We start from the raw sequence: 19,258 nt of genomic DNA on the forward strand, positions 1-19,258 counted from the left end.
TTAACGGTTTTTCTTTCCCTGAAATTTGGAATTAATAGATGAGGTTTAGTAAAACGATTTATATGTGGACATGACCAAATATTAGTTATGAAAAAGTTCTCCTTTAGTTAAACCTCGTTATTTTTTAATTGTAGAAGTCAAAGATATCGGGCTTGCTTGTTCATTAATCTGATATCACGCTTATATCAATCTTCCGGTCAGGTTATAATGATCAATGCGGCTGGTGAAAGGCAAGGGAGATAAAGGTTAATTGGCCAGGCAAAGAAAACCAAACACACAAATGAAATTTAAATTAATCATATCCATTTTATGCGGCCTCGCTACCAAAGGTTTGTTGGCGCAGCAGAAAAACTGGGTTCAATATGTAAACACCCTGCAGGGTACCAATTCTAAACACGAACTTACCCGGGGCAACACTTACCCAACAACGGCACTGCCGTTTGGCATGCATACGTGGACACCCCAAACCGGTAAAAATGGCGATGGCTGGAAGTACCAATACTTTAAAGATAAAATAAGGGGCTTTCAGCAGGCGCACCAGTGCAGCTCATGGACAAGAGACTATGCGGTATTCTCTTTAATGCCCATGGTTGATGAACTGGAGGTAAACGAAGATAAGCGCGAAGCTAAATTTAGTCACCAGGATGAGGTTGCAAAGCCAAACTATTACAAGGTAAGATTTGAAAACGATATCACCACCGAAATTTCACCATCAGAGCGAGGTGCACACCTAAGGTTCAGTTACCCAAAAAGCAAAAGAAGCTTTTTGATTTTAGACGGCTATACCAGACTCAGCGGCGTTCAGATTTTGCCAAAAGAAAACAAGATAACCGGTTGGGTAAACAATGGTGAAGGCTTTAAAAAAGGCTGGAAAAGTTATTTTGTCATTCAGTTTGATCAGCCAGTTAAAGCTTATGGTACCTGGGAAAATAAACGGAATACCATTTCAAAAGATTCTGTTTCTGCAGAAGGCTTTGGTAAGGGCGCCTTTGTAGAGTTTGAACCGGGTGTAAAAGTTCAGGTAAAAACAGCTTCTTCTTACATCAGTTTAAAACAGGCAGAACTCAATTTAAAAAGAGAACTGGGAAATGATAAAACGCTGGAAGATACAAAAGCCCGTGCAGCGGCAGTTTGGAATAAATCGCTGGGTAAGATAGAAGTTGAAGGGGGATCTAAAGCGGACATGGAAACTTTTTATTCTTGCTTTTTCAGGGCAAGTTTGTTTTCCAGGAAATTTTATGAAATTAACGAATCCGGCAAACCTTATTATTTTAGTCCTTACGATGGTAAAGTGCATGATGGTTACATGTTTACCGATACGGGTTTTTGGGATACTTTCCGAGCCCAGTTTCCGCTAAATACCTTGGTACAACCAGAAATGCATGGCCGTTATATGCAAGCCATGCTTGATGCTTACGCGCAATGCGGTTGGCTGCCCTCCTGGTCTTTTCCCAGCGAAGCCGGGAGTATGATCGGTAACCATGCCATTTCGCTGTTTGCCGATGCCTGGGCAAAAGGGATCAGGACATTCGATCCTAAAAAGGCTTTGGCAGCCTATTACCATGAAGCCATGAACAAGGGGCCATGGGGTCCGGCTAATGGCAGAGATGGGGTAACCGAGTATAACCAATTGGGATATGTTCCTTATCCAAAATACAGAGAAGCTACCGCAAAAACACTGGAGTATGCCTACGATGATTATTGTGCCTATGCCTTAGCCAAAATGACCGGCGATAAACATTACATGGAGGTTTTTGAGAAACCCATGTTTAACTATAAAAATGTTTACGATCCTTCTACACGTTTTATGCGGGGAAAAAATGCGGAGGGCAAATGGTCGCCGGATTTTGATCCAACCGAATGGGGAGGCCCGTTTACAGAAGGCAATGCCTGGCATTGGCAATGGTCAGTTTTTCAGGATACCAAAGGTTTAATCAACCTGATGGGTGGAAATAATCATTTTGTTTCGAAGCTGGATTCTGTTTTCAGCCAGCCCAATACGGTAAATGTAGGCTCTTATGGTGGGATGATCCACGAAATGACTGAAATGGTAATGGCGAACATGGGACAATATGCACATGGCAATCAACCCATACAGCATATGGTTTATTTATACAACTATGCCAATCAACCCTGGAAAGCGCAATTTCATGCCCGTGAGGTGATGCGTAAACTTTATGATGCTACAGAAAACGGTTATCCGGGAGATGAAGACCAGGGGCAAACCTCTTCATGGTACGTATTAAGCGCTTTAGGCTTTTATAGTGTAACCCCTGGATCTGGTGAATATGTTTTAGGCAGCCCGGTATTCAAAAAAACAACCATTCACCTGGAAAACGGTAAAAAATTTATCATTGAAGCGCCGGCAAACGATGTTAATCGTGTTTATATAAAATCGGCAAGCTTAAATGGCGAAAATTATACCAAAAACTTTTTAAATCACAGCGATTTATTAAAAGGTGGCCTGCTAAAATTGGAAATGAATGTTAAACCTTCGTTAAATAGGGGGATATTGGAAGAAGATAAGCCATTTTCAATTAGTAAATAGATAATGAATGACTACTTTTGCCGAATTAGTTAAATTGATAAAGAAGAGAACAGAAATATATATAGAATGGAAAAGCCTGTTGCATTAGGTGTAGATATTGGCGGCTCGCATATTACAGCCGCATTGGTAGATTTGGAAACTAGAACCTTAATGGAAAATTCTATCAAGCGTAGCCCTGTGAATTCACAGGAGAATAAGGAAGTGATTTTGTCGGCATGGTGCGATATTATCAATAAAGCTTTCCGGGAAATAAAAAATGGCAGCAGGAATGTAGGCATAGCCATGCCGGGACCCTTTAATTATAAAGAGGGAATCTCCTTGATCAAAGACCAGGATAAGTTTAAATCGCTTTATCAGGTTAATGTGAAAGAAGAACTTGCGAAAAGATTGGACATTGCCCTGGAAAATATCCATTTTATAAACGATGCGGCCGGTTTTTTACAGGGAGAGGTTTTTGCGGGGGCTGCCAAAGGAAATGTGAACGTATTGGGCCTGACCTTGGGAACCGGACTCGGATCTTCACTTTGTTTAAATGATAAGGCCTATGATGCAGACTTATGGAATTCTCCTTTTTTGGATGGAATTGCTGAAGACTACTTATCTACGCGCTGGTTCGTAAAACGTTTTAAGCAATTGAGCGGTGAAGAGGTAGAAGGTGTTAAGGAACTGGTGGGAATGGTAGAAAGTAATCATTTTGCAACGATGGTATTTATGGAATTTGGCTATAACCTTGCCCAGTTCCTGATCCCTGTGATCAGGAAGTACAAGATAAATACCGTGATTGTTGGGGGGAACATTGCACAGTCTTTTAGTGCATTTGCACCAGAATTGACGGCAACGCTTAAGGGAAATGGTGTAGATGCTGAAATCAAAATTTCAGAACTGAAAGAGCATGCGGCATTAATTGGTGCTGCAAGCTGCTGCGATTTAAGCTTAACCTGATATTTTTTGGATGGTTACACGGTCCCATACTTATTTTAGACTACAGGATTAGATTTTAATGCTAATTCTGTAGTTAAATTCAATTTTCCTTTATTCCTGTTTTAAAGAAAACGATATCTTAAAAAAGATATTTGTTTATTACGGTAATTTCCAATTGTCTCAGCGAAATAACCGTTCCCAATAAGTTTCCAAAAAAAATAAATAATTTTTTAATTTATTAAGAATATGCTTATTATTGTTTAATAAAACGTTTTAGTCTTGAATTGTTTAAGTATTTTAGTAAGGGCCAGGAAAAAACAAAGTGTTAATCTGTCAGATTGGGGCTTTTTTTTATGTTCAAAAACTAAAACGTTTTAGTTTAGCCGAAATAACTATTTATTCATTAAAAATAAGGAGGAGCTTAAATGAGATAAATTTTACATGCTAATACGTCAAATTCTACCGCTTAACCAACCAATCAACCAACCAAACCATTACTCATCATGACCAAAAAACTCATTAAACCAGCTTATGGCTATAGGCAATATTAGTTTTTATTCGTAACAGAAAGAGGCTGATGCTTAAAGCAACCTGAATCGTTTGGCCAAAATATGCCGTTTATGATTAACACCAGTCAATTTACACGGGTATGTGCCACGGGCAAAAAAGGTTGCTGAACAGCTGATCATTTACTTTTTTTAAAACCGATTAATTTCTGATCAATCAAATAGATATAGCACATTTTAAAAAACAACAAACTATAATCAAACTATTATGAATCTTTTAAAAATGACCAGGAAAGCTGTTGGGCTCTGCTTTGCCCTAGCTTTAATTCTTGGATGTGGTAAAGAAGAATACCCGGCAGTGGATCTTTTTACCTGGAAAGCAAAGGTAGATGTAACCGCAAAGGCGGCACTTTCGGTTAATGTCGAAAATTCGGGCGGTGCTTCAGGCGCTGAAGGATCTTTAAAAGTGGTTGATAATGATATCAATTCAAAATTTCTGATCAACCCTTATCAATCAAGCCTTTACCTGCAGTTAGCTTTCCCTTCAGCTCAACAGGTAGCATCTTACACTTTAACTTCGGGCAATGATGCGCCAGACCGGGATCCGAAAAACTGGAGATTAAGCGGTTCTACAGATGGAAATACCTGGGTAGACCTGGATACCCGGACTGGCGAGACTTTTTCGGGCCGTAACACGACTAAAACATACAATTTTAAAAACAAAGTGCTGTATAAATTATACAGGCTAAGTATTACGGCGAATAACGGCGGTTCTTTATTCCAGTTATCCGAGTGGCGTGTAATTGAAGTGCCTGAAGAGCAACAGTAATTTGCCCGGCCTTTGAAATAAGACATACCAATATCTTCTACCGGCCTAAGCGGTAGACCAGAGAATCCATTTCACCTGATCAATAGACCAAATAACAGTAATCTGTTTACAACAAACTAATTTTATGATGAAGAAAAATACAAATTTAACTGGGGCCAGGCTCAGGCTTAAACATTGTGCTTTTAAAGCTATCGCTTTTGCATTGGCCTTAAGCACTGGTTTTTGTGCAAAGGCCAGCGCTTCGGCCATTAATATAAACAGTTCGGCTGCAGTGAATCAAACCAAGGCTGATATCGTAATCCGCGGTATCATTAAAGATGAAACCGGTGCGCCATTGCCAGGTGCAGGGGTTAAAGTTAAAGGAAGTTCCACAAGTGCTGCTGCAGACGTAAATGGAGCATTTACCATTACCGTTCCTGATCAGAATGCTGTTTTGATCATTACTTATGTTGGTTACGACTCGAAAGAGATCACCGTGGGTACACAAACGGTATTGGATATCCGTTTAAAGGAAACTGTTGGCGCCAATTTACAGGAGGTAGCCATTGTGGGTTTCGGTACGCAGAAAAAGGAAAGTTTGGTTGGTGCACAATCATCAGTAAAAGCTGACGAATTAAAGCAACCGGTTTCCAGTATGAGCCAGTTATTGGCAGGCCGTATCCCCGGAGTGGTTAACGTTTCACGGAATGGTGAACCAGGTGCAACCGGATCGGATATTTTTATCCGCGGTATATCTTCACTTAACTCTGGAGACAGGGGACCGCTTATTATTATTGATGGTGTACCTAACCGTAACCTAAACGATATCAGTGTATATGATGTGGAGAATTTCACGGTACTAAAAGACGCTGCAGCAACAGCGGTATATGGTATCCGTGGTGCAAACGGCGTAATTCTTATCAACACCAAACAAGGTAAAATCGGTACGCCAAGAATTAACGTTGAGTACTATGAAGGGGTGAGCCGTTTCACGAAAAGGCCAAAATTGATTGACGGTGTAGATTACATGAACTTAGCCAATGAGGCGAAGTATTCTGATTATTTACGCGGTGGCGCAGCAGGTGCATTTACACCGGCATATTCTATTGATGCCATTCAAAAAACAGCTGCAGGTACCGATCCGATCCTTTATCCAAACGTAAACTGGTTTGACGCCATTTATAACGATTTTGGCCATAACAGATCGGGAACAGCCAACCTATCGGGTGGTGTTAGTAATGCTAAGTATTACGTTTCATTAGGTTACTATGGTGAAGATGGTTTGTTTAAAACAGACGAAGCGGTAAATTCTGCTGTTAAACAAAGCTTTAGTCGCTACAATGTGAGCACAAACTTAAATTGGGATGTTACGGGTACCACCAAACTGGATTTGGGTATTAAAGGGATTCTGTCGCAGAGCAATTTTCCGAGTAATCTCGGCGCCCAGGATATCTTCAGTCAGGCTTTTTTGATCAATCCAACTTCATTCCCGGTACTTTATCCAAATGGAAGTTTACCTGGTATCAGTCCACAGGCCGATCAACGTAATCCTTATGGCGATGTGACCAGAAATGGATATAGAACAGGATACAGCAACCAATTATATTCAAATTTACGTTTGACACAGGATTTAAAAGAATTGACCCCGGGTTTGTCGGTTACTTCTATGTTCTCATTTGATGTGAACAACAACAACGCGATAGCGAGAACCAAAAGGGAAACCATTTACAGGATCAACCCCAACGATCCTTATATTTTGGCAAATAACCCTGCGTCGGGTTACAAATACGGATTGGTTCTCCAGGGACAGGATTTCCTAAATTATGGGATCAGCAATGGCGGTGACAAAAAAATGTATTTCGAGGCGGCCATCAATTATAACCGTACCTTTGGTAAACATGCTGTTTCGGGTTTATTATTATATAACCAAAACGATAACAGTACGCCATTTGCCGGAAACCTAACGTTATCTCTTCCTTATCGTTTACAAGGGGTTGCCAGTCGCGCCACTTATGCTTACGACAATAAATATTTCTTTGAGTTTAATATGGGCTATAATGGTTCTGAAAACTTTGCACCTGATAAACGTTATGGTTTCTTCCCTGCATTGGGTATTGGATGGTTGTTATCAAGCGAGAAATTTTTCGAGCCACTTAAAAATACTTTTCAGATGGTTAAATTCCGCTATTCTGATGGTATTGTGGGTAGTGGGGCCAGTGGCTCGGGCTATGCTGGTGCCGAAGGCGACCGTTTTTATTACTTAACAAAAGTAGGTGGCGCAAGTGGTTATACTTTTGGCCAGACCGGAAATATTGGGTATAATGGTTTAGGCGTAACTGCCTATGGAGTAGACGTAACCTGGGCCGAAACGCGCAAACAGGATCTAGGCTTCGAGTTAAAAACGTTCAATAACAACCTATCGTTAATTGTCGATTTCTTTAAAGAAAGAAGAACAGACCAATTTATCCAGAGGGGAACTGTACCAAACTACATCGGTTTGGCCAATACGCCAATTGGTAACCTGGGTATTGTAGAAAATAAAGGAATTGATGGTACTATACAGTACGATGCGCAGTTTGGTAAAGATTGGTCACTTAATCTGAGGGCAAACTTCACTTTCAATAAAGACAAGGTAATCGAAAATGATCAGGCACCAAAACCATACCCATGGATGGAGCAACGCGGTTACAATGTTTTAGCTGCGACACGTGTAGGTTACATTGCAGAAAAATTATTTGATAGCCAGGCAGAAATCAATGCGAGCCCAACCCAGTTTGGTACTTTGATGCCGGGTGATATCAAGTATAAAGATTTAAACGGTGATGGTAAAATCGATTCTTTTGACCAGACCATTATTGGCAGGGGAGATGTTCCAAGTACCACCTATGGTTTTGGTTTCTCTTTAACCTACAAAAACTTCGACTTCGGTTTATTCTTCCAGGGGCAGGATAACGCAGACATCCTATTAAACATTCCATCCTTTGCCTATTCTGGTGGTTTAGGTAATATGTTGGCTGTAGCTGCCGATCGCTGGACCACAACCAACCCACGTCAGGACGCCGTTTATCCACGTTTATCTTATGGCGGTACCAACAACAATAACTATCAGTCGAGTACCTGGTGGAAACGTGATATCAGTTTCTTGAGGCTAAAAAATGCAGATTTAGGTTACACATTAAAAAATGGAATCAAATCCCTTGGCGTTAAACGTTTAAGGGTATATGCTACAGGTTACAATGTATTTACCATCAGCAAATTCAAGCTTTGGGATCCTGAATTATTAACCAACAACGGTACAAGGTATCCGTTAACCTCTAACTATTCTTTAGGTTTAACCGCTAATTTTTAAAATAAGAAGAATGAAAAAGATATTGACATATACAGCTGGTGTATTACTGGTAATTGGTAATTATGGCTGTAAGAAATTTTTAAATCAGGTACCTGATGACAGGTTAACTTTCGATCAGATGTACGAGAAAAAAGCTACTGTTGATCTGGCACTGGCTAACGTTTATTCTACATTACCAGATCAAAATCAAGACCGTTCGGCTTCCGGGTCAGGAAATATCGGACCTTGGACAGCCGCTTCTGATGAGGCTGATTATACTTTGCCAAACTTTACTGAAAACGTAAATTCCGGTGCCTGGGATGCTACCAGCGGTCAGGTAAATTACCACTGGCAAAGTTATTACCGTGGTATACAGGCTGCAAGTTCTTTTATGGCAAATGTGAGCAGGTGTACAGATTGTAACATTGGCGGTATCGATATTGTAAACCGTTATTACAATGAGGCAAGGGCTTTAAGGGCTATTTATTATTATCATCTCGTTAGACAGTACGGACCTGTTGTATTATTGGGTAATGACCCAATTGCGTCAGATGCGCCGCTACAAGCCATTAGTAAACCCCGTAACTCAATGGATGAGTGTATTGACTACATCGTGAGTGAACTCGAAGCCACCAGTTCTCGTTTGCCTGCAACACCACAGGCTAATGAAGATTATGGTCACATTACGGCTTCAGTAGCCGATGCTTACAAAATTAAAGCTTTGTTGACCGCCGCCCGTCCATTATTTAATGGAAATACGGATTACGCCAATCTCAAAAATCAGGATGGCAAACAATTGATCAATCAAACTTATAGCGTGGCAAAATGGACCAGATTGGCTACAGCAGCGAAGGCTTTTTTAAACAACCCTAACTATTCCAACTACGCACTGTATTCAGTACCCTCAACACCGGCTGGTTTACCGAATACAGCTTTTAACCGGGCATTTATTGCTACCAGGGATGTATTTTTAAATGGCTGGAATTCTGAGATCATTTTCGGTAGAGGGGGAGATGTTACTTTTTACCAGTATTCTTTAGCGCCAAACCACAATGGTGCCTCAGGTGGTGATAAAGGCGGTTCCTTCTTATCGCCATCTCAGCAGTTGGTGGATGCCTTTTTTACTGCAAACGGCTTACCTATCGAGAACGACCCAAGCTATACCGCTAACGGAACTTCTAATTTTCAGGCACCAGACCCAAACGACCAGGGTGTTTCGAGAACGATTAGCAATATGTACGTTAACCGCGAACCACGTTTTTATGCCGACATCACTTATACCGGGCGTAAATGGATCAATCCTTCATCTAATATTGTTACCAGTTTTGAATTTAACGGTAATGCAGGCAAAGCCGCTATCGCGAATAATGACTATACCAAAACAGGCTATACCTCCAGAAAACATTTAACGGTAGCGGGCTGGACAAATGGCAGATCAATTTTTACCGTAATCAGACTGGCAGAAATTTATTTGGATTATATCGAGGCATTACAAGAGTCGAATCCGTCTGATCCTGATATTTTGATTTACTTAAACAGGATCCGCACCAGAGCAGGTATTCCGGTTTATGGAAGTGGTGGTTTACCTATCCCGGCAGATATGAAAGATGCCATCCGCAGAGAGCGACGTGTAGAGTTAGCTTTTGAACTGGACCGCTATTTTTATACCAGGGAATGGAAAATTGCAGAAACTACCGATACGCAGATCAGAGGTTTAAATATTACTCAAAATGCACCTGGATTTTTCACACCTGTAGTAACCGAAAATAGGGTTTTCCAAAAGAAGCACTACTTATGGCCAATACCAGCAGGCGAAATTCAAAAAGTGCCTTTACTTGTACAAAATACAGGTTGGTAAAACAAATATAGCACCGGGTACTTTACCCGGTGCTTTTTTCATCTCTCAATAGCCACGCAATGAAAAATATTTTCACATTATCAGCAACTGCAGTAGTTTTACTACTGGCCTGCAACAGCAAAAAGGAACCTGTAGAGGCGGCGAAACCAGCACCACCAATTGTAGAAGCAGTTGACCCACCTGATGCGCCGCCCAAAACCTGGAAGGAACATTGGTTCGAACACGTGCAACTATTAAACCGTGTAGCTTATGACACCAGCGTAGTTGTTTATTATGACGGTGATGTGAAGCCAGCTGTTACCTGGCCGAAAACCTACATGGCTGATGCCTGGAATTATACCAAAAAAGTTTATGGTAAGTTTGGCGATGACAGCCGCTTGTTCGTCATTTATCACGCGGGTAAATATGGAGGCGGTCATCCGGGTACCTATCTTGATGCCGGCCACGATTACCGTAATGTTACAGATTGCGGTTCCAATGATTTAAATGCCTGGATTACAGGTGTAGATAACGACATCGACTTATCTACCCATGAGATTGGCCACATCGTAGAAGGCGCATCGAAGGGAGTAAAAGAGTCGCCTGCTTTTGATATTTGGCACGATAGTAAATGGATGGAAATTTATCAGTACGATGTGTATTTAGGCTTAAACAGACCAGCCGATGCACAACGGTGGATGAATAAAATGATGACTACAACTGACAGTTATCCAAGGGCTGGTACGCAATGGTTTAAAAACTGGTTTCTACCGATTTACGAAAACTATGGTAAAACAAAGGTATTGAACGGCTTTTTTACCCTCCTATCGCAAGAATTTCCAAGACAGAATATTACGGTAAAGGGCAAAAGCTACCAGCAATATACCAGAAAAATGAATTTTGGTGAATTTATCCACTTTTGGAGCGGTGCAGCCAAAGCCGATTTAGCACCATTGGCATTAACCGCCTTTGGACCAAAAGACGAAAAAGGTGCCGACTGGGCGCCAATGTTAATTAAAGCCAAAACCGATTTTCCGAATATCACTTATTAACCTATAATCAGGACAGATTGGGCAACAGCCTGAATCGTTCTATTTATCACAATAAAACAAATGGTCAAAAAAATTTTAATCTTCGCATTAGTATCATGCTCGGCGGTTGTTGCTTCTGCCCAAAACAGAGAACGAGGCTATAAAATTGTCATCAACGATAAGGACAGCGCTACTAATGCCGCTTTAGATGCCAAGCTAAAGGCCGCTTTTATCAATGTTTATCCCGGTTTTGCCCAGGCAGATGGCTACAGGACAAAAAGAAACGTAATACTGGATTTTGTAACTGATGAAACGCCGACAATTTATGCCAAAGCTGGCGAAATTAAAGTAAACAGCGAATGGGTTAAAAACAAATCGCAAAGGAAGATCGAGAAAGAACTTTTCACCGCACTGGCTAAAAACTGGGTCTCATACAGTAAAGAAAAACACAAAGGATATACACTAACTTTCATCAGCAAAGATCCTAACCTCGACCCAGCGGTTAGAAAAAACTTAATTTCTACCTATTTTGAAATTTACCCTACACTGGTAAAAACATTTAACCAAAAATCTACACATGATGTACTTTTTGTGGTTGATACTGCTTATAAAGCCGTAGCTGAGGCCAGTGGTAACAGGATTCTGTTCAGCGCAGGTTATATGAAAGCGCATCCAACCGATATTGATGTGGTAACACACGAAACCATGCATATTGTACAGGGATACGGCTACAGCGCGGGTCCGGTTTGGCTAACAGAAGGTATTGCCGATTATGTGCGCTATAAATATGGCGTAGATAATGTAGGCTCTAAATGGAACTTGCCGGCCTACAATGCAAAACAACATTATACCAACAGCTATCGGATTACCGCACGCTTTTTCGCCTGGTTGGAGCAAAATGTTAAACCAGGATTGGTTGCTGCATTAGATCAGCAATTAAGGGCTCACGAATATACGGAACAATCCTGGACAGCTTTAACCGGAAAAGACTTAAATCAGCTTTGGGCAGATTATAGTAAAGAACCCCAAAAAGTAAGCCTTACTTATAGCAGCAAAAAATAAGGTTTAAAGTTTTCTTCTCTACCGGAATAAATGGAGGCTAAGATTCTTTTTCTACCAAAGTGAGGATAACTTACGGAAAATCCGTCATCAACTTAAGCATCGAAGAAAGGGAGGATTTCTCTTAAGGTAAATTTAGACTTGTTGAGGAATTAGCTAATGTCGAGCCCACTTCATTTTTCAGGAACTTACAAATTTTTCAGCGTATTTTCATCCCCGGATTCCTGCCAGGGTTTATTTTATGGAGAAGTCAGGTTTAAAGGCAATAGGCAAATAAACCTGACTTCTCTGTAAAAACTTAATTTTTCAAGAGCCTTTGTAAAAATAACCATCATTAAAGTAAAATTTTTGATCATTTACTAAAACGTTTTACATAAAATATTTAATTTGCAGAACTAAACGCTAACCAAAACACCAATATTCACCATACATGAAAAAAATATCAATTCTTTCGGTTTTCGTTATGCTGGTATCTGCTTTAGCATTGCAGGCAACAGCGCAGGAGATTACTAAGAAAAACGGTTATACCTTATCGTTTGAAAGCAATTTCAAGGAACTTGATCCTCAATTAAAAAAACGCCTGATCAAAACATTTTTTGAAGTTTATCCAAAGCTGGCTAAAGAATACAATCCTTCTACCATTAAAGAAGTAAAGTTTTTTGTCGATACGGCTTATAAAGGTGTTGCCGCAACTGCAGATGGTAAAGTAACCTTCAGTTCGATGTGGATGATCAAACATCCCGAAGATATCGATGTGGTTACCCATGAGGTGATGCACATTGTGCAGGATTATGGACGAAGCGTGGGCCCGGGATGGTTAACAGAAGGGATTGCAGATTATGCGCGTTACAAATTCGGTGTAGATAACGCGGGTGCCAAATGGTCGCTGCCGGCTTTGAAGCCAGATCATGCCTATAAAAACAGTTACCGCATTACCGCAGCATTTTTTGCATGGATCGAAAAAAGCGTAAAGCCAGGTACTATTAAAGCGGTTGATGCTTCTTTAAGAGACCATACTTACACCAAAGAGATCTGGACCAGGTTAACAGGTAAAGATTTAGATGCACTTTGGGCAGATTATGTTAAAAATTCTGAAGTTTAAAAAATAATTACAAGCATATAAAAAAACACAAACAACAAATGAAACGATTATTTATCGCCTTATTGAGTGTTGCGGCATCAACCGGTTTCGCACAAACAATAGGCAAAATTACAGATCCGGTAGATTGGATAAACCCGCTAATGGGAACGGCATCTAAGCCAGCACTATCTAACGGAAATACCTACCCGGCTATCGGTTTGCCCTGGGGAATGAACATGTGGACACCGCAAACCGGTAAAAATGGTGACGGATGGGCATATGTTTATGATGCCGACAAAATCCGCGGTTTTAAACAAACACACCAGCCTTCGCCATGGATGAACGATTACGGGGCTTTTTCGATGATGCCGGTTACGGGTAAGTTGAAATTCAGTGAGGATGAGCGTGCCAGCTGGTTCAGCCATAAAGCTGAAGTGGCCAAGCCGTATTATTACAGTGTTTATCTGGCAGATGCAGATGTGACGACCGAAATTACCCCTACAGAACGCGCTGCCCAGTTTAGGTTTACTTTTCCTAAAACAGATAGCGCTTACGTGGTGGTAGATGCACAGAACAAAGGCTCCTACATTAAAATTATACCTGCTGAAAGGAAAATAATAGGTTATACCACTAAATATGCACGTGGGCCACTACCTAAAAATTTCAAAAATTATTTTGTAATCTATTTCAACAAGGATTTCAAACTGGCCAAAACCTGGGATGATAAAAAACTTAACGAAAAAGATTTGGAATTAACGGTTGATCATGCTGGTGCCGTTATCGGTTTTGCTACACAAAAAGGCGAACAGGTTATTGCAAAAGTGGCTTCTTCATTTATCAGCTTTGAGCAGGCCGATTTAAACCTGAAAAGAGAGCTGGCCAATGATGGTTTCGATGCCACAAAAGCAAAAGGCAGGGCAACCTGGAACAAAACCTTAAGCAAAATTGCGGTTGAGGGCGGTACGATTGATCAAACCCGCACATTTTATTCTGCGATGTACCGCACCTTGTTCTTCCCGAATAAATTATACGAAATTGATGCGCAAAATCAGATTGTACACTGGAGTCCATACAACGGACAGATTTTGCCAGGTTATATGTTTGCTGGCACAGGTTTCTGGGATACGTTCAGGGCATTATACCCTTTCCTGAACCTGGTTTATCCATCTATTAACAAAGAGATGCAGCAAGGCCTGATCAACGATTATAAAGAAGGTGGTTGGTTGCCGGAATGGAGCAGCCCGGGTTATGCCAACATTATGGTAGGTAACAACTCCGCATCGGTAGTGTCTGATGCTTATATTAAGGGCATGCGCGGTTACGATATCGAAACCTTATGGCAGGCCGTAAAACATGGCGCCAATAACGAAGGCCCGATGGAAGCCGTTGGCCGTGACGGGGTTAAGTATTATAACGAATTGGGTTATGTACCTTTTGATGTGAAAAAGAATGAAAATGCAGCTAAAACATTAGAGTACGCTTATGATGACTTTACCATTTACCAATTGGGAAGAGCTTTGGGTAAACCAGCCTCTGAAATTGATATTTATAAGAAAAGAGCCATGAACTACAAAAATCTTTTCGATCCGGCTTCGGGCTTAATGCGTGGAAAAAACCAGGATGGTACTTTCCAAAGTCCGTTTAGCCCTTTTAAATGGGGCGGTGCATTTACCGAGGGGAACAGTTGGCACTATACCTGGTCGGTTTTCCAGGATATTGATGGTTTGGCCAAACTAATGGGTGGCCACAATAAATTTGTAACCAAGTTAGATTCGGTGTTTTCAATGCCTCCGGTATTTGATGAAAGCGCTTACGGCGGGGTAATTCACGAAATCCGTGAAATGCAGATTGCAAACATGGGCCAATACGCACATGGTAACCAACCGATCCAGCACATGATTTACCTGTATAACTACGGCGGTGCCCCTTATAAAACTCAATATTGGGTGCGCGAAACCATGAACAGAATGTATAAAGCTACGCCAGATGGCTATTGTGGGGATGAAGATAACGGGCAAACCTCTGCCTGGTATGTATTCTCAGCAATGGGTTTCTACCCGGTAACACCGGCGGTTGACCAATATGTTTTGGGTGCCCCTTTATTTAAAAAGGTAACCATCACTTTAGAAAACGGTAAAACAGTGGTGATTAACGCACCAGCCAATAGCGATAACAACCGTTATGTTCAATCGTTGCAGATGAATGGTAAGGCGTATTCTAAAAACTGGATCAGCCATAGTGGTATGCAGAAAGGCGCGGTGCTCAACTTCAACATGACGGCAACACCCAATAAAACGAGAGGTTCAAATCCAGCTGATTTCCCTTATTCGTTATCAACAGAAAAATAAAGAAAGGTAAAGATGGTATCACTAAAGAGACTGTTATCCTGAACCTATCCAAAGACAGGTTTAGTTTATACTTAATGATTCCATCTCATTTCCAAAGTAATAATTAGTCTCAATATGGCTAAAACTAATAAACCAAAATATATGAACATCTCAAAGACGGGTTTTACAGCCATGTTCTGGCTTTGCGGAACCCTGTTGGCATTTGGCCAGCGTATTGATCTCAAAGATCTTTCAGCCTTTAAAAACCCTTCCAATTCATGGTCGCTGGCACAAAACGTGATTGCCGATTTAAACGCCGAAAACGTTTTAAAAACTACCAAAGGTGAAGGGATTTTAGTTAACCAGTCTACAGCAAAAAAAGCGGGATCGGATTTATACACCATTAATGAATATGGTGATGTAGTAGTAGAACTGGATTATTTAACGGCAAAAGGAACAAATTCAGGTATTTATCTTCAGGGTAACTATGAAATCCAGATTGACGATGCCTGGGGGATTAGAAACCCAAGTTCTTCAAATAATGGTGGGATTTATCAGCGCTGGGATGATAGCAAACCAGAAGCCGAAAAAGGATTTGGTGGTGTTGCTCCCCGTCAGAATGCAAGCAAGGCCCCGGGTTTATGGCAGCACATCAAAATCATCTTCCAGGCACCACAATTTGATGCTACAGGCAAAAAAACAAAAAATGCCAAGATCATCAGTGCAGAACTCAACGGTGTGCTGATTCATGAAAATGTTGAATTATTTGGTGCAACCAGAGGTGCTGCGGGCGCTGAAAAAGCAAAAGGACCTTTACGCCTGCAAGGCGATCACGGTTCTGTAGCTTTCAGAAATATCCAGATCACCGAGATATCTGAAATGGCAAGACCAAACCAAAATGGTGGTGCAGATCCGATATATATTGAGGCAGCAAGCAACAATATGATCAGAAGTTTTGTAGACGTTGCGCCAGGAGTACGTTCTGTACATGCTATTTCGGTAGGCGGACCTGAAAAAGTGGCCTTCAGCTACGATTTGGATAATGGTACCCTTTTACAGGGATGGCACGGTGATTTTATCGATGCTACACCAATGTGGGATGGCCGTGGAAACGGAACCTCACGCGCTCTGGGCAGTGTTACCCGTTTTACTAAAAAGCCTGTTCTGGCGATTTCAAAGCTGGCAAACGACCAGGCCAGTTGGGTTACCGATACGGCTGGTACAGGTTTCAGAACAAAGGGTTATGTAATGGATAAACAAGACCGTCCGGAGTTTAAATATATGATTAACGGCACAAATGTTACCGATGCGGTTAAAGTGATGGAAAACGGACAAGGTTTAAGCAGGGAGATTACGGTGGATAAATCTTCGAAAGACCTGTATTTCCTTTTAGCTACTGCTTCAAACATTGAAGAGGCTGGTAAAGGCTTGTATTTAATTGACGATAAAGCATATTATATACAGCTTGGCGAAGGAGCTGCAAAGCCGGTAGTTAGAAATGTTGGTGGTAAATGGGAAATCATTGCACCCATTGGAAGTAAGTTGAATTATAGCATTTTGTTTTAGTCGTGATCATCATGAGAAATACATTTAAAAAATTAGCATTACTGGCGTTAAGTTTTAGCTTTACCACAGTTTTTGCGCAAGAAACACCGAAAGAAGAAGATTTTTTCAGGATAAACAAAGTACGTGTACCCGAAGGCCCGATCCTGGAAGTGGGAGGGTTGGTTACCCTGCCAAACGGTGATTTAGGCATTTCAACCCGTAGGGGAGAAGTGTACATTGTTGAAAATCCTACCAGTGCAAAACCTTATTGGCGCAGATTTGCCTATGGCTTGCACGAAATTTTAGGTATTGCCTATAAAAATGGGGCAATCTATGTAGCGCAACGTGGCGAATTAACCAAATTAGTAGATAAAGACCAGGATGGCAAAGCCGATGTTTATGAAACTGTTTATGCCTGGCCTTTAAGCGGGCACTATCACGAATATAGTTTCGGCCCGAAAATAATGCCTGATGGCAGCTTTATGGTTACCGCAAATGTTGCCTTTGGCGACGAAGAATGGTGGCGTGCTGAAAGCCGGGTACCTATGCGTGGTTGGGCAATGAATATTACCGAAGATGGTAAAATGATGCCTTATGCTGCAGGTTTCCGCTCTCCAGCCGGTATTGGCAGTATCGATGGTCAGTTTTATTATACCGAAAATCAGGGTGACTGGGTAGGTTCTGGCGGTTTATGGAAAGTGAACAAGGGAGATTTTATGGGACACCCTGCAAGTTTAAGGTGGACCAATTTGACAAATTCTCCGGTTAAACTGCAATCAGATTTCTTTTACTCGCAGATAGACGAGCGTAGAATCAAAAATGAACAGGGAAGATACATTAAACCGGAAAACAGGGTAAATGAATCATTTAAAACTTTGTTTGAAATGAAAAAAGTATTTCCTGAACTGAGATTGCCATCGGTTTGGTTGCCTTATGGTATTCTCGGTATTTCATCTGCAGAGCCTGTTAAAATACCTGCCAATACATTCGGGCCGTTTGCTGGCCAGATTTTGGTTGGTGACCAGGGGATGAGCATCATTTCGAGGATTTTTATGGAAACCGTTAAGGGTGAAGAACAAGGCGCTGCCTTTTTGTTCCGCAAGGGTTTCCGTTCAGGTGTATTAAGATTGGAATGGGGTACTGATGGTTCACTATTTGTTGGCGAAACCAATCGTGGTTGGGGATCAGCAGGTGATGCCAATGAAGGTTTGGAAAGATTGGTGTACAACAATAAAACTCCTTTTGAAATGAAAGCCGTAAGGGCAATGCCTGATGGTTTTGAAGTGGAGTTTACGATGCCTGTTGACCGTAAATCGGCCGAAGATCTGGCGTCTTACAACGCAGAAAGCTTTATTTATAAATATCACCCGGTATACGGCTCGCCTCCGGTAAATACCGAGAAATTAAAGATCTCCGGTGTTAAGGTTTCAGCAGATGGTTTAAAGGCCAGGATTATTGTACAGAACCTCCGCCAATATTATATCCATACTTTAACATTAGATGGTATCCGTTCGCAGGATGGTTTTTATTCGCTGATCCATCCGGTAGCTTACTATACTTTGAACCAGATTCCTGATGGAAATAAACTTTCTGCCAACGAGGTGAGTACCAAAAACTCAGCAACGCCTGTCAATACGCCTGCCAAAAAAACTGCTGTGCCAAAGGCAACAACAGGTAAAGCGCCTGAAGCTAAAGGGACTTCAACTCCGGCAAAGCCTGCGGCTACCGCCAAAGCGCCTACTTTTAAAGAAGTTGAAGGTTTATTAACTAAAAATACCTGCCTGGCTTGCCATAATCAAACCAAAAGACAGATTGGTCCGCCATTCGTAGAAATTGCAAAACGTAAATATTCACCGGAAAAAATATTTCAGTTGATCCACAATCCGCAACCGCAAAACTGGCCGGGTTATTCAACAGAAATGCCGCCAATGCCGCAGGTAACCAAAGCCGAAGCTTTGAAAATTGCAGCCTGGATAAATTCTTTAAATAAATAAGTTGATTGTTAGGAAACGGTTGGTAGAAATGCCAGCCGTTTTTTTATGATGAAAAATTACTATAAATCTATACAGGAAATTGTCACCCTAAATTTATTTCAGGGTCATTTGCAATAAAAGATCCTTTGCTATGCTACCATTGACAAAATCACAGAAAAAATCGTCATCTCGACTGTAGCATAGCGAAATGGAGAGATCTTTTTAACCGAATTATTAAAACCTAGTTTAAAAGATTTCTCCACTGCGGTCGAAATGACGATACTTCAGGTCATT

The 19,258-nt window shown here is 41.2% G+C and carries 11 protein-coding genes; all 11 read left to right on the forward strand.

Going from position 1 to position 19,258, the window contains the following annotated elements; translation table 11 throughout:
- The first annotated feature begins 280 nt into the window (after positions 1–280).
- The 11 genes from ACFE6N_RS22720 (at position 281) to ACFE6N_RS22770 (ending at position 18,985) form a co-directional block, all read left to right on the forward strand.
- A complete protein-coding gene (locus ACFE6N_RS22720) occupies positions 281–2,548 on the forward strand; it encodes a GH92 family glycosyl hydrolase (protein WP_378940130.1) in 2,268 nt (755 codons plus the stop codon).
- 66 nt (positions 2,549–2,614) lie between these two features.
- Positions 2,615–3,490, forward strand: a complete 876-nt coding sequence (locus ACFE6N_RS22725; protein ID WP_378940131.1) for an ROK family protein — start codon at positions 2,615–2,617, stop codon at positions 3,488–3,490.
- 753 nt (positions 3,491–4,243) lie between these two features.
- Entirely contained in the window at positions 4,244–4,804 is a 561-nt protein-coding gene (locus ACFE6N_RS22730) for a discoidin domain-containing protein (protein WP_378940132.1), read from the forward strand.
- A gap of 124 nt (positions 4,805–4,928) precedes the next feature.
- The gene (locus ACFE6N_RS22735; RefSeq protein ID WP_378940133.1) at positions 4,929–8,132 is read left to right on the forward strand and encodes a SusC/RagA family TonB-linked outer membrane protein; all 3,204 of its coding nucleotides are present in this window, start codon (positions 4,929–4,931) and stop codon (positions 8,130–8,132) included.
- Between the two features lie 10 nt (positions 8,133–8,142).
- Positions 8,143–9,969, forward strand: a complete 1,827-nt coding sequence (locus ACFE6N_RS22740) for a RagB/SusD family nutrient uptake outer membrane protein (RefSeq protein ID WP_378940134.1) — start codon at positions 8,143–8,145, stop codon at positions 9,967–9,969.
- 59 nt (positions 9,970–10,028) lie between these two features.
- Positions 10,029–11,000: a hypothetical protein gene (locus ACFE6N_RS22745; RefSeq protein WP_378940135.1), complete on the forward strand. Its 972-nt coding sequence runs from the start codon at positions 10,029–10,031 to the stop codon at positions 10,998–11,000.
- A 60-nt stretch (positions 11,001–11,060) separates the two neighbouring features.
- Entirely contained in the window at positions 11,061–12,041 is a 981-nt protein-coding gene (locus tag ACFE6N_RS22750) for a basic secretory protein-like protein (RefSeq protein ID WP_378940136.1), read from the forward strand.
- A 427-nt stretch (positions 12,042–12,468) separates the two neighbouring features.
- Positions 12,469–13,140: a basic secretory protein-like protein gene (locus ACFE6N_RS22755; RefSeq protein WP_378940137.1), complete on the forward strand. Its 672-nt coding sequence runs from the start codon at positions 12,469–12,471 to the stop codon at positions 13,138–13,140.
- 38 nt (positions 13,141–13,178) lie between these two features.
- On the forward strand, positions 13,179–15,467 hold the full coding sequence (locus ACFE6N_RS22760) for a GH92 family glycosyl hydrolase (RefSeq protein ID WP_378940138.1): 2,289 nt from the start codon (positions 13,179–13,181) through the stop codon (positions 15,465–15,467).
- Positions 15,468–15,608: 141 nt separating this feature from the next.
- On the forward strand, positions 15,609–17,012 hold the full coding sequence (locus tag ACFE6N_RS22765) for a DUF1080 domain-containing protein (RefSeq protein ID WP_378940139.1): 1,404 nt from the start codon (positions 15,609–15,611) through the stop codon (positions 17,010–17,012).
- 11 nt (positions 17,013–17,023) lie between these two features.
- A complete protein-coding gene (locus ACFE6N_RS22770) occupies positions 17,024–18,985 on the forward strand; it encodes a hypothetical protein (protein WP_378940140.1) in 1,962 nt (653 codons plus the stop codon).
- Positions 18,986–19,258: the final 273 nt, after the last annotated feature.

Source organism: Pedobacter sp. BG31 (genome assembly GCF_042464845.1).
GTDB lineage: Bacteria > Bacteroidota > Bacteroidia > Sphingobacteriales > Sphingobacteriaceae > Pedobacter > Pedobacter suwonensis.

Coding starts and splice junctions, on each gene's coding strand:
- ACFE6N_RS22720 (WP_378940130.1), top strand. CDS start 281: ATGAAATTTAAATTAATCATATCCATTTTATGCGGCCTCGCTACCAAA.
- ACFE6N_RS22725 (WP_378940131.1), top strand. CDS start 2,615: ATGGAAAAGCCTGTTGCATTAGGTGTAGATATTGGCGGCTCGCATATT.
- ACFE6N_RS22730 (WP_378940132.1), top strand. CDS start 4,244: ATGAATCTTTTAAAAATGACCAGGAAAGCTGTTGGGCTCTGCTTTGCC.
- ACFE6N_RS22735 (WP_378940133.1), top strand. CDS start 4,929: ATGATGAAGAAAAATACAAATTTAACTGGGGCCAGGCTCAGGCTTAAA.
- ACFE6N_RS22740 (WP_378940134.1), top strand. CDS start 8,143: ATGAAAAAGATATTGACATATACAGCTGGTGTATTACTGGTAATTGGT.
- ACFE6N_RS22745 (WP_378940135.1), top strand. CDS start 10,029: ATGAAAAATATTTTCACATTATCAGCAACTGCAGTAGTTTTACTACTG.
- ACFE6N_RS22750 (WP_378940136.1), top strand. CDS start 11,061: ATGGTCAAAAAAATTTTAATCTTCGCATTAGTATCATGCTCGGCGGTT.
- ACFE6N_RS22755 (WP_378940137.1), top strand. CDS start 12,469: ATGAAAAAAATATCAATTCTTTCGGTTTTCGTTATGCTGGTATCTGCT.
- ACFE6N_RS22760 (WP_378940138.1), top strand. CDS start 13,179: ATGAAACGATTATTTATCGCCTTATTGAGTGTTGCGGCATCAACCGGT.
- ACFE6N_RS22765 (WP_378940139.1), top strand. CDS start 15,609: ATGAACATCTCAAAGACGGGTTTTACAGCCATGTTCTGGCTTTGCGGA.
- ACFE6N_RS22770 (WP_378940140.1), top strand. CDS start 17,024: ATGAGAAATACATTTAAAAAATTAGCATTACTGGCGTTAAGTTTTAGC.